This window comes from Acidaminobacter hydrogenoformans DSM 2784 (assembly GCF_900103005.1).
GTDB lineage: Bacteria > Bacillota > Clostridia > Peptostreptococcales > Acidaminobacteraceae > Acidaminobacter > Acidaminobacter hydrogenoformans.
In genome coordinates this window covers 2951-14681 of the sequence record NZ_FMWL01000021.1, presented here as the reverse complement: position 1 = coordinate 14681, position 11731 = coordinate 2951, and the positions used below count along the sequence as shown (strand labels likewise).

11 protein-coding genes, 8 tRNA genes and 1 rRNA gene are annotated in these 11731 nt (G+C 46.0%); all 20 read right to left on the bottom strand.

Annotation, left to right across the window (positions count from 1 at the left end; all coding sequences use genetic code 11):
- Positions 1-27: 27 nt before the first annotated feature.
- Positions 28-582, bottom strand: a complete 555-nt coding sequence (locus BLP63_RS14390; protein ID WP_092592773.1) for a 2-oxoacid:acceptor oxidoreductase family protein — start codon at positions 580-582, stop codon at positions 28-30.
- Position 583: 1 nt separating this feature from the next.
- Positions 584-1330, bottom strand: coding sequence for a thiamine pyrophosphate-dependent enzyme (locus BLP63_RS14385; RefSeq protein ID WP_092592771.1), 747 nt, complete (start codon positions 1328-1330; stop codon positions 584-586).
- A complete protein-coding gene (locus tag BLP63_RS14380; protein ID WP_092592769.1) occupies positions 1330-2394 on the bottom strand; it encodes a 3-methyl-2-oxobutanoate dehydrogenase subunit VorB in 1065 nt (354 codons plus the stop codon). The genes BLP63_RS14385 and BLP63_RS14380 overlap by 1 nt, the downstream gene beginning before the upstream one ends.
- A gap of 21 nt (positions 2395-2415) precedes the next feature.
- The gene (locus BLP63_RS14375; protein ID WP_092592767.1) at positions 2416-2643 is read right to left on the bottom strand and encodes a 4Fe-4S dicluster domain-containing protein; all 228 of its coding nucleotides are present in this window, start codon (positions 2641-2643) and stop codon (positions 2416-2418) included.
- A 37-nt stretch (positions 2644-2680) separates the two neighbouring features.
- Positions 2681-3418 carry a nucleotide-binding protein gene (locus BLP63_RS14370; protein WP_092592765.1) on the bottom strand — a complete coding sequence of 246 codons (738 nt, stop codon included), beginning with the start codon at positions 3416-3418 and terminating at the stop codon, positions 2681-2683.
- Positions 3387-4460 carry a butyrate kinase gene (gene buk, locus BLP63_RS14365; protein ID WP_092592763.1) on the bottom strand — a complete coding sequence of 358 codons (1074 nt, stop codon included), beginning with the start codon at positions 4458-4460 and terminating at the stop codon, positions 3387-3389. Before buk (BLP63_RS14365) ends, BLP63_RS14370 begins: the two co-directional genes overlap by 32 nt.
- A gap of 10 nt (positions 4461-4470) precedes the next feature.
- Positions 4471-5376, bottom strand: a complete 906-nt coding sequence (locus tag BLP63_RS14360; protein WP_092592761.1) for a phosphate butyryltransferase — start codon at positions 5374-5376, stop codon at positions 4471-4473.
- Positions 5377-6459, bottom strand: a complete 1083-nt coding sequence (gene buk / locus BLP63_RS14355) for a butyrate kinase (protein WP_092592759.1) — start codon at positions 6457-6459, stop codon at positions 5377-5379.
- A gap of 237 nt (positions 6460-6696) precedes the next feature.
- The gene (locus BLP63_RS14350) at positions 6697-8424 is read right to left on the bottom strand and encodes a sigma-54 interaction domain-containing protein (protein ID WP_092592757.1); all 1728 of its coding nucleotides are present in this window, start codon (positions 8422-8424) and stop codon (positions 6697-6699) included.
- A gap of 10 nt (positions 8425-8434) precedes the next feature.
- Positions 8435-9697 (bottom strand): CdaR family protein, encoded by a 1263-nt coding sequence (locus BLP63_RS14345; protein ID WP_092592756.1) that lies wholly within the window; start codon positions 9695-9697, stop codon positions 8435-8437.
- Positions 9675-10511: a diadenylate cyclase CdaA gene (gene cdaA / locus BLP63_RS14340; protein ID WP_092592754.1), complete on the bottom strand. Its 837-nt coding sequence runs from the start codon at positions 10509-10511 to the stop codon at positions 9675-9677. Before cdaA ends, BLP63_RS14345 begins: the two co-directional genes overlap by 23 nt.
- Positions 10512-10712: 201 nt before the next feature.
- Positions 10713-10788: transfer RNA gene (locus tag BLP63_RS14335), tRNA-Phe, on the bottom strand.
- Positions 10789-10791: 3 nt separating this feature from the next.
- Positions 10792-10868, bottom strand: a tRNA-Ile gene (locus BLP63_RS14330).
- A 42-nt stretch (positions 10869-10910) separates the two neighbouring features.
- Positions 10911-10987: transfer RNA gene (locus tag BLP63_RS14325), tRNA-Arg, on the bottom strand.
- 6 nt (positions 10988-10993) lie between these two features.
- Positions 10994-11068: transfer RNA gene (locus tag BLP63_RS14320), tRNA-Gly, on the bottom strand.
- A gap of 12 nt (positions 11069-11080) precedes the next feature.
- Positions 11081-11164: transfer RNA gene (locus BLP63_RS14315), tRNA-Leu, on the bottom strand.
- A 122-nt stretch (positions 11165-11286) separates the two neighbouring features.
- Positions 11287-11362, bottom strand: a tRNA-Val gene (locus BLP63_RS14310).
- 16 nt (positions 11363-11378) lie between these two features.
- Positions 11379-11453, bottom strand: a tRNA-Glu gene (locus BLP63_RS14305).
- 12 nt (positions 11454-11465) lie between these two features.
- A tRNA-Asn gene (locus BLP63_RS14300) sits at positions 11466-11540 on the bottom strand.
- Between the two features lie 97 nt (positions 11541-11637).
- Positions 11638-11731 (bottom strand): 5S ribosomal RNA (rrf, locus tag BLP63_RS14295).

Here is an 11731-nt window from a genome sequence, read left to right as displayed (position 1 = left end):
CAATACTCCAACAAGTTCAACTGGCGCCTAAGCCCTCTGTTTTTGAATGAATTCAGACCCAGCTCTCAGCGCTGCTTCATTAAGCGGCAGCAAGTGCGCTTTGCTTTCACCGAAGACTTTCTTAAAAGCCTCAAGAACGCTGTCTGTCTTCACCGGATGAGCCAGCTCCAAATAAGCGCCCAGCATAACCATATTCGCGATTCTTGGATTCCCCAGCTCATTGGCGATTTCATTCGCAGGGATATAGTAAGCGTTCACATCATCTCTCGCAACTTTTTTTACGATCAACGAGCTGTTGACCAAAATCATCCCGCCAGCCTTAACATGGTTTTCAAACTTGTCCAAAGACGGCAAATTCATGACAATTGCCGCCGTGGCGTCGTTGGTGATGACTGGGGAACCAATCAAATGGTCAGAAACAATGACATTGCAGTTTGCCGTCCCGCCCCGCATTTCCGGTCCATAGGACGGAAGCCAGGAAACCTCTTTATTTTCAATCATACCTGCGTAAGTCATGAGCTGGCCCATAGACATGACGCCCTGACCGCCGAAACCTGCACAGATTACTTTTTCATTGACCATCCTACTCTGCCTCCCCTGGTTTTCTGAAGTTGCCAAGCGGATAATACGGAATCATATTCACCCTGAGCCATTCGAGGGCATCCACTGGCGTCATGCCCCAGTTCGTAGGACAGGTCGAAAGGACTTCCACAATAGCAAAACCTTTACCTTCAATCTGACATTTGAAGGCTTCAAGAATTGCTTTTTTTGCTTTTCTGACGTTTGCTGGCGTATCCACTGAAACCCGCTCCACAAAAGCGGCGCCAGGGATAGTAGCCATCATTTCAGCGATCTTGAGCGGGAACCCGCAGGTCTCTGGGTCCCTGCCATAAGGAGAAGTCGTGGTTTTTTGCCCAACGAGTGTCGTTGGCGCCATTTGGCCACCTGTCATGCCATAGATGGCGTTATTTACAAAAATGGTCGTGATCTTTTCGCCGCGATGCGCCGCATGAATAATTTCTGCCGTACCTATGGAAGCCAGATCCCCATCCCCTTGATAAGTCCATACGACATTGTTGGGATGGACACGCTTAACACCGGTCGCAACCGCTGGCGCCCTGCCATGGGAAGCCTGGTGCATATCACAATTGAAATAATCATAAGCAAGCGCCGAGCACCCAACCGGGCAAACGCCTATAGAATCATCCAGAACACCAAGCTCCTCCAGCGCCTCAGCGACGAGCCTGTGAATAATCCCATGGGTACAGCCTGGACAGTAATGCGTCTGAACATCCGTAAGTCCACGCGTCTTCTGAAATACAACCGCCATTACTTGACACCTCCAAGCATTTCCTTGATTTTAGCTGCAATAGCGTCTGGTTCAGGAATCATGCCGCCCGCTCTGCCATAAAATTCAACTGGCAGCCGGCATGCCACCGCGAGCTTAACATCCTCGATCATTTGACCCATGGACATTTCTACAACAAGCATACTCTTGCACGTTTCAGGCAGGGCCTTGAAGGCTTCATCAGGGAACGGCCAAAGCGTTTGAAGACGAATCAGGCCCACTTCAATACCTTCCTGTTTGAGAGACTCAATAGCATTTTTCGCGATCCGGGAAGTCGTCCCATAAGCCACAATGACAACCTGGGCCTTTTCCAAATTATAGAGCTCTGCCCGAGCTTCGTTTTCCTTAATGGTTCTATACTTTTTCTGCAGATGGACATTATGTTCCTCCAGCTTAGCTGGATCGAGGAACAGCGAATTGATGATGTTGGGCTTCCGTTTTCCTTTTGTACCATCCGTCGCCCAAGTTTTCTCCGACAGCTGACGTTTTGAAACAAACGGCTTGAATTCAACAGGCTCCATCATCTGTCCAATCATACCATCACCTACAACCAATACCGGATTCCTATAATAATCCGCCGCGTCAAAGGCCTCTTGAACCATATCCACCATTTCCTGAAGGTTGGCCGGCGCATAAACCAGAAGCTTGTAATCCCCGTTACCGCCGCCTCTCGTAGATTGGTTATAGTCCGACTGGGCTGGCTGTATGCCTCCCAGACCTGGGCCACCGCGAGAAATGTTGACAATAACACAAGGGAGCTCAGCGCCGGCAATATATGTAATCCCTTCCTGCTTCAGCGCGATTCCCGGAGAGGAAGAAGACGTCATAACCCTGGCCCCAGCACCTGCGGCACCATAGACCATATTGATTGCAGCCACTTCGCTTTCAGCTTGAACAAAAGAGCCGCCAGCCTTTGGCAATTCCCTCGACATATATTCCGGAATCTCATTTTGTGGAGTAATTGGATACCCAAAGAAAAACTTACAGCCTGCGTTAATAGCGGCAGCGCCAATTGCTTCGTTGCCCTTCATCAATTTCTTTGCCATGGAAGATACCTCCTCGGTAGTTTAGACCATATCCCTATGAACGGTGATGACCAAGTCCGGACAAATTGTGGCGCAGTTGGCACACCCTATACATTTGTCCATTTCCGACACAGACGCTGGATAATAGCCTTTGACATTAATTCTGCTTCGATCCAGTGCAATGATTTTTACGGGACAGACCTCAACACACAATCCACAGCCTTTGCAGATATCTTCGTTGAACGCCACGTGTCCTTTGGCTTTTGCCACGCTTATTCCTCCTCATAATTCCAATCAATTTATTTGACTACATCCATGCTTCCCGCATATATAATTCCAGGGGCAAGACTGTCCCTTCAACAGATTTTGGCAATTGCGCCGCCACTTCTTTAATCGCGCTGACGTAGCGGATGGGCAGCCCCGTAAACGCCGAGACCTCCCGCACCAGTGCCTGACCGTATAAGACGTCCTCCACAGTTGTTTCCCTCAGAAGGTGCGTATTATTGATCAACCCAGTGACTTTTGTGCCGATGGTCGCCTCTATGGAACGTATGTGTTCCATAACACCCTCAAGACTCTGCGTCTGTTCCCTGTAGCGATTCACAACACAGAACATGTCGTAATGCCCTGGGATAAAATAATGTCTGAACTGCGCGGCTGCCTTAGCACCAATTGCATCCCCACCCACATCCAGAACGACTTGTGTTTTCTCCTCTTGAAGGGGCGAGAAAATTTCTGCGGAAATCATGGGAATATCAATATTGGCATTATGGCCCCTCGAGCTGCTGATGACATGAACACCGTGCTGCTCCAGCATAACCGCCTTTTCTCTGGACCTGAAATATGGATTCACTACATCCAAATCCGCAAGGGCGGTCTGTAGTCCGGCATTTGCCATTGCCAACGCGTAATTTACCGAGAATTCCGTCTTGCCACTGCCGTAATGACCAATAATGATCCGGATGTGTCGGTCTGATTTAAGCGCTTCATGCAATAGGGTCACATCCTTCTCACTAAATGTATTGCCTGGCTTCTTCTTCTCCATTCAAAATCCTCTGAGCGCCTTCAGCCAGCGCTGTCATTTCATCTTCACCCGGGTATTTTTTGACGGGCGCAATAAACTGGACTCGTTTTTCAATCCACTCTATAAACTGTTTGTCATAAGCAATACCGCCCGTGAGCAGTATGGCGTCTACCTCACCTTTTAACACTGCCGCGCAGCTGCCAATTTCCTTTGCCACCTGATAAGCCATAGCCTTATAAACCAGCGCCGCTTCACTGTCGCCAGAAGCGATGCGTTCTGATACCTCTTTTGCATTATTCGTTCCAAGATACGCGACCAGTCCACCGTTTCCGGTTATTCTTTTTTTAATTTCACCTTGCGTCATGGTTCCGGAAAAGCACAATTTGATCAAATCCCCAACCGGGAGACCGCCAGATCTCTCAGGCGAAAATGGCCCCTCGCCGTCAAGTGCGTTATTGACGTCGACAACACGGCCTTTTTTATGGGCACCCACTGAAATACCGCCACCTAAGTGCGCCACTATCAAATTCAACTCTGTGTAATCGCGTCCCATTTCTTTTGCTGCCCTGCGTGCAACCGCCTTCTGATTGAGCGCGTGAAAAATTGAAATTCTTTCAATCTCCGGGATTCCGGAAATACGGGCAATATCCTCAAGCTCGTCAACCACAACCGGATCCACTATATAAGATGGGATGTTCAGCTTGGACGCAATTTCAAATGCCAGTACACCGCCCAGATTGGAGGCGTGTTCGCCCAAAACGCCACGCTTGAGATCTTCAAGCATCAATTCTGAAACAAGGTAAGTGCCGCCTTCTATGGGCTTTAAAAGGCCGCCACGGCCGACGACGGCACTCAGCTTCGTCAAATTGATTTCCTTCTCATTCAGCACATTCAGGATGACATTTTTTCTGAACTCATATTGGTCAAAGATATGTTTATACTTTGAAATCTCCTCAGTGGAATGTCGAAGTGTCGTTTCAAACAAACATTTTTCATTTTCATAAATTGCAATTTTTGTAGATGTCGATCCAGGATTAATCGCCAAAATTCTTTGTGAAGACATTAAACCACCTCTACTTTAAAGCTGCCATCAGCACGCCGAGTGCAATGGAATTCAGCTTTGAATCGTCGTCATCCGCACGGGACGTCAGGACCACTGGTGCCTTTGCGCCTACAATAATCCCCGCGCTTCTTGCGCCTGCCAAAAATGTCAGTGCCTTATACAATACGTTGCCGGCTTCAATTGTAGGACAAAGTAAGATATCCACTTTTCCACCCATGGGGTCCTTGATACCCTTAATTTTAGCAGCCTCTTCTGAAACCGCATTGTCAAGCGCAAACGGTCCTCCGACCTTACAACCCTTGATACGGCCATCTTCATTCATCTTAACAAGCTCTGCGGCATCCACTGTCGCTGGCATCTTGTCGTTTACTTTTTCTTTAGCGCAGATCACACCCACATTTGGCATGTCATTGTCCAAAGCTTTTGCAACGTTCAGGGAGTTTTCTATGATCATCCGCTTTGTTTCAACGTCCGGCGCTATGTTCATTGCTGCATCCGTCACGAAAAGCAGTCTTGGATAATTCGGGACATCAAACACAGCTACATGACTCAAAGCATTTCCGGTTCTGAGCCCAACTTCCTTGTTCAGCACCGCCTTGAGAATGATCGCCGTATCGACCAAGCCTTTCATGACCAGCTGTGCTCTCCCGCTCGAAACAAGCTCTACCGCACGAAGGGACGCTTCGGCCAAATCCGCGATATCCTCAATTTCATAATTGCCTAAATCAATGTTTTGGCGCCTTGCAATTTCAGCAATTTCTGACTTGTTTCCAACGAGAATCGCTTCCGCTATGCCCGCTTTTCTCGCGTTCTCAACTGCCACGAGCACATCCTCGTCCTGAGCACAGGCAACGGCTAAAGTCTTGGGACCACGCAGCTTAGCTGCCTGGATGACCTCATCAAAGTTTTTAATCATTTAATTCACCTCATTCTCATATATTTTTGCCGCCTCGACCTTATTCAATACCCTTAACGCACTTTCGTTCAGCGCCGTCATTTCATCTTCACCCGGCATGACTGTCACCGGAGCAATAAATTTCACATGATCACTGATCAGGTCGGTCAGATACTGAGAATATGCGACTCCGCCAGTCAGCAACACCGCATCCACTTGTCCCTCCATGACGGTTGCCATAGCACCAATTTCTTTAGCAATCTGATAACCCATGGCATCAAAAATCAACTTTGCCCGGACATCACCCGCATCAATCATTTTAAGAACATCACGGGCGTCATTTGTTCCCAAATACGCAACTAATCCGCCTCTGTTGTTAATTTTAGTTTTCATGTCCTTCTGCGTGTATTGACCAGAAAAACACATTTTCACAATATCCCCAACCGGCAAGCTGCCCGCCCGCTCAGGAGAAAAAGGCCCCATTTCATTGGCGTTATTGACATCCTTGATTTTTCCCTTAACCATAGGCGCGATAGAAATTCCTCCGCCAAGATGGGCAACAATTAAATTCATATCATGGAGTGATTTCTTATGTTCATCAGCAAACCGGTGCGCGATCGCTTTTATATTTAATGCATGGACAAGAGATCTTCTCTTGATCTCTGGAATACCTGAAATTCTAGCAACTTCATCAAATTCATCTACAGCGACAGGATCAGCGATATACGCCTTGACCCCTGCTTTTCGGGAAATCATGTCCGCGATCAGACCACCGAGATTTGACGCGTGCTGACCTTGAACTCCAATTCTCAAATCCTCCATCATACCTTCAGATACTTCATAAATACCGCTGGGCATAGGCTTAAGCAACCCTCCCCGCCCTATGACAGCCCTGAGCGACTCAAGGCTGTAACCTAAGTCGTGGTACCAGGATAAAATCATCTCTGACCTGAAATCAAACTGATCTGTAATATGATCATATTTTGACAAGTCTTCTGCTGAATGAGTTAAATTCTCCTGAATTATCAAGGATTCCCCTTCAAAAATGGCAACCTTCGTAGATGTCGAGCCTGGATTTATAACAAGAACCAGCAGTTTATCCAAACATGTACCTCCTTTAGTTTCATCAACAATAATATATGCAATTCACGTGCCAAAAAAATGAAAAAACCAGGTGGTCCAGCCCCATTAAAGGCATTGGAACACCTGGCATTGCGCATTAATAAACCGTAACAAAAAAATCCTGTGTCATAGTACCTTAAACATATTTTTTTGCATTCCATTGCATGCAAAATTTTGCACTACTGTGTTTTTTCTGCAAATTTTTGCATGCAACAAACTCTATTTTTCCTGAATTTCATACTTCTGAATCTTATAATACAGCGTTCTTAAAGAAATTCCCAGTGCCTTCGCAGTGATTTCCCTGTTGCCGGCAGATGCTGACAAGGCATGTGAAATCGCACGCTTCTCTGCATCTTCAATATAAGTTGACAAAAGCTTAACCGGTTTATTAACATCTTTTTCGTCCCGCTCATTAAATTGGCGCTCCATGTGGACAGAGACTAACTCCAAATTCGGAAGATGTTTTTTGAGAATTATTGTGTCTGTGATTTTCATGTTTATTAGTGATCGCCCAATAAAGTTTTCGAGCTCCCGCACATTTCCAGGCCAGTCATAGGCGAGCATTTCTTCAAGAGCCTCTTCTGAAAGGTCACTGACATTTCTCCCAAACTCTTGGTTGTATTTTACGATGAAGAATTCGGCAAGCGCCCGCACATCCTCTTTGTGTTCTCTGAGCGGTGGGATGGCTATTGGAAAAACGTGAATTCTGTAGTACAAATCCTTTCTGAAACGACCTTGCTCAACAGCTTTCTCCAAATCCAAATTTGTTGCCGAGATCACGCGTACATCTATTGGAATGGCTTTGGTTCCCCCAACTCTGACAATCTCTTTTTCCTGTAGAACGCGCAGCAGCTTGGTTTGCATATTCAGGCTAATTTCACCAATTTCATCCAGAAAGAGCGTGCCACCATGCGCCCGTTCAAAAAGACCCTTTTTGCCGCCTTTGCTTGCCCCGGTAAACGCCCCTTCTTCATAACCAAAAAGCTCGCTTTCGAGAATAGTTTCACTGATTGCAGCACAATTCACTCGGACGAACTGCGAATATTTTCGCTCACTTGCATTATGGATCGCATGGGCAAACAACTCCTTGCCCGTGCCACTTTCACCTCTTAGCACAACCGTCGCAGGCGTTGCCGCGGCCAGTTTTGCCTTTTCGATTGCGTTTAAAATGACACTGTGTTGACCTTTTATATCAGAAAAAGTGTACTTCGCTTCCAAGTTTCGAATCAGCTGCTTTGCCTGATCGAGTTCAGATATGAGTCTATTGATTTCAGATAAGTCATGAATGACAGCGACACTTCCGCGCAGGATATCCCCGACCATGATTGGCGCTGCCTCGACCAAGACTTCTTTTCGATTTACACCCACTTTTAAACGCGCGCCTTTTACTGGATGCCCTGTTGCCAGTACCTTTAAATGAACACTTTCCCCTTCGCTGAAATCAACGGTACACATTTTACCTATGACATCTTTGCTTGTATAGCCTGTAATGTGTGTATAAGCTGGATTGATCATGACGCCAATCCCATTTTGATCAACGACTGAAATCGCGTCTTGCGTAGAATTGAAGATTGCTTCGAGCATTCCTCTGATTTCTTTTAGGTTTGTGATCTCTTCAGCCAGCTCTTGCACCTCGGTAATATCTCTGAATACCGCGATAGCTCCAACGACATCTCCCAATTCGTTCAGCACCGGCATACGGTTGGTTATAATGGTGATGTCTCCAAGAGGCTGCTTTTGGTTTAATTCGCTAATCCCCGTTTTGAGGACCCATGGCAAACGCGTATTTTCAATGACGCTGTCAACAGGCTGTCCAATTGCGCTGACAGGATTTTTTTGAGTCAGAATGCCCGCAGCTTTGTTGAAAATTGTAATTCTGCCCTCAATGTCAACCGCAATCATAGCATCATGGGTTGAGTCCAAGATCATTTCGATTTCCCGCTCCATGCTTGCCCAATCACCTCCGGGTGATTCTGATTAAAAGTGTTTCCGGCGATAGCCGCACTGAAGTGTACGGTGTCTCAGAAAAATATTTAAGTTCCAGCCGCCGGTCACCTTCCTCAAGCGTCCCCACATCCACAGACAGCTTCATATCGCCCTTTTCCAATTCGCTGACGACACTCTGGCTATCCTGTACGTAAGCGATAAACAAAGTGCTTTCAGGCGTCAACACTTCATAATTAAGCTCTGGATTCATATTTTCAATAGCAATTTCTGCTGAATTATACTCAAGCGTCCCCATCATCAGAGGTTCAACATATATTTTAACTGTTGCTGTTTGCTCAGCGAATGGCACAGAAATACCTTCCGGCAGCGACAACGCAACCTCCAGCTCGGTGGTTTCTGTCAAATCCATCAAATTAATCTCTTCAGTCATAATACTCTCGACATTCGAAACAATTTCTTCATTACCACGAATCGTTATCACGGCAGGGAGCACTTCCATTTTGACCAGCTTATAACCTTCCGCAACCTCGTTAGAAGTCAAAATTCCAACTGGAATGTTCGACAATTTATAAATACCTATCTGTACAGTAACATAATTCTTTCCAAGCTCGACACCATTCACAACATTGCCATCCAAATCGACCGGCGTAACCGGGATCTCTTTAGCCAGCTGATTGGAAACCTCTGTTAGATCCAGCTGACCACGGATTGACGATATGTTATTGACGAGACTTTCAGGCCCTTTCACAGTTATTTCTTGCGGTGTCACGGATAAGTCGCCTGTGGTGTAATTCTCAGCGAGTGTCCCCACATATTCGATTTTGACAGATTTTGCGACCTCAACAATTCGGTCCAAAGATATCTTTATTGAATTCATTGATAAGCTTTCTATAGCAACATTGGATACAAATATTTTTGAATTCAGCATGATGTTGTTTGTGCCTTTTTGAAAACCTTCGAGATCAGCTGTAATCAACAGGTCATTCGCCGTCACTTTTATGACTTCACTGCGCCTGCCTTTCAATTTGACATCCACGTAAAATTCCTTATCCCCCATGATGACCATACCTTCATTTTGAACGCTTTCTAAGTTCAACATTTCAACCTTGACATCCGGTATAGTTTTCACCATTTCGGGATTAACCTGATCCATGACATATAGCCAAAATACGACAGCAAACAGAATGGAAAGTATTTTGGGGGCTATGTTCCTTTGAAATTTTGCGTACTTTGGGCTTTGCTTCCAAGAATTAATTCTTTTTAATAAGTTCATGATTCAACCTCCAGCGCCGCTTCATAATAGCTGGCTGTTCTTCTTCGGAATAAGCTTTTTTAATGACACTTGTTAAAGTGTTGGCATCCAAATATCTTGAAAGCTTTCCATTCAAAGCGACTGATATTGTTCCCGTCTCTTCCGAAACAATAATAACCAACGCATCCGATTGTTCCGCAATTCCCAAAGCCGCCCTGTGGCGAGTCCCCAGCTCCTTACTGATCATCTGGTTTGAAGACAAAGGCAAGAAGCACCCTGCGGCTAAAATCCTGTCCTTTCTGATGATTACAGACCCATCATGCAAAGGCGTATTCGGTATGAAAATATTTATTAAAAGTCCACTGGAAATTTCAGCATCAATTTTTATCCCTGTAGACACAATCTCATTAAGACCTGTTTGCCGCTCCATGACAATCAAGGCCCCAATCTGTTCCCTGGACAAACTGACGACCGAGCTGACGAGTTCATGAACCGTATGGTTAAATGCTTCTTCCTGCTCTTCAGCCATTTTCGCAAAGAATATCTTGTTCCTTCCAATATATTCAAGTGCACGCCTTAATTCAGGCTGAAAAACAATAATCAATGCAATTAATCCAAGGGTCATAGTGTTCAACAATATGAAATGGACAACATACAATTTAGCCCATTCAGAAAGCTTCATCATAACAAGCAGCACAACCAATCCTTTGATTAATTGTTCAGCTCTGGTTTCTCTTATGAGCATGAATATTTTATAAAATACATAGGCTACTATGGCAATATCTATAACATCCATAATACGCATACTGCTAAATACATTTATAATTGAATCCATATTCAAAGTCACCTCGCTTAATTTGCATCACTTTTAGTATACAATAGTTTTGCACCAAATCACCATGCACTTCGAAACTCGTTTAATTTTCTTTTCGAAATTGAACTAAAAAAAAGAAAGTCGATTACAGTTTATGACCTGTTGGCTCCGACTTTCTTTGAAAATAAAAAAAACTGGGAAATTCCCAGTCTTAAAAAATTGTGGTGCCCAGAGCCGGAATCGAACCAGCGACACGAGGATTTTCAGTCCTCTGCTCTACCGACTGAGCTATCTGGGCGTATGGTGGGCCATCAGGGACTCGAACCCCGGACCTGCCGGTTATGAGCCGGATGCTCTAACCAATTGAGCTAATGGCCCACAATCTATGCATCTCACGAAGAAATACATCAAGATATAAAATGGCGCGTCCGAAGGGATTCGAACCCCTGACCCACGGCTTAGAAGGCCGTTGCTCTATCCAACTGAGCTACGGACGCGAATTATGGAGCGGAAGACGAGATTCGAACTCGCGACCCTCGCCTTGGCAAGGCGATGCTCTACCTCTGAGCCACTTCCGCATAAAATAGTAATGGTGCGGGTGGAGGGACTTGAACCCCCACGTACTGGACACTAGATCCTAAGTCTAGCGCGTCTGCCAATTCCGCCACACCCGCAAGGTGTTTTTCTCTCGGTGAGAGAGGTGGCAATTTGGTGCTTATGGAAGGTTTTTTCACCTTTGGTGAAAAACCGCTATTTTAGAAAGCGGTTGGTGCCCCGCTTTCTAAAATAGCTACCGTGGTGGGGGCTACAGGACTCGAACCTGTGGCCACCTGCACGTCAAGCAGGTGCTCTACCAGCTGAGCTAAGCTCCCATATTATTAGAAATTTTGGTGACCCCTAGGGGAATCGAACCCCTGTTACCGCCGTGAAAGGGCGGTGTCTTGACCGCTTGACCAAGGGGCCGAAATAACAAAATGGCTCCAAGGGTGGGGCTCGAACCCACAACCTACCGGTTAACAGCCGGTTGCTCCACCATTGAGCTACCTTGGAACGTTACTTGCCAGCTTCAACAACTCGGCAATTAATTCATGGAGCTTCTGGCTGAAGGCCTTAACCTTCAACCAGAGTATCCATTGTACCCGGCGACGACTTACTCTCCCAGGGGGCTGCCCCCCAAGTACCATCAGCGATGAAAGGCTTAACTTCTGTGTTCGAGATGGGAACAGGTGTGGCCCTTTCTC